Raw genomic sequence first — 218 nt, forward strand, 5'->3', positions numbered from 1 at the left:
TTAAAGGCTGAAATCACCCTCGGCAGCCAGCTCGCTCAATGGTTTGCGTGGGCTAGGCACTTCACGTGCCTGCAACGCCTCATCCAGGCTGGCCTTGTCACCCAGTTTGCCGATCGCCACCATGGCATGCAGCACATAACCTTCAGGAACCTTCAGCTCCTGACGCGCCAGGTCCTGGTCGAAGCCGGCCATGCCATGGGTGTGCCAGCCGCTGATGC

At 60.6% G+C, this 218-nt stretch carries 1 pseudogene; it reads right to left on the bottom strand.

Annotation, left to right across the window (positions count from 1 at the left end):
* Positions 1-218 (bottom strand): annotated as a pseudogene (locus RRF55_RS28935) (nitroreductase family protein); the annotation flags it as partial.

This window comes from Klebsiella sp. K47, from assembly GCF_051858335.1.
In the GTDB taxonomy this organism is placed as follows: domain Bacteria; phylum Pseudomonadota; class Gammaproteobacteria; order Enterobacterales; family Enterobacteriaceae; genus Klebsiella; species Klebsiella pneumoniae.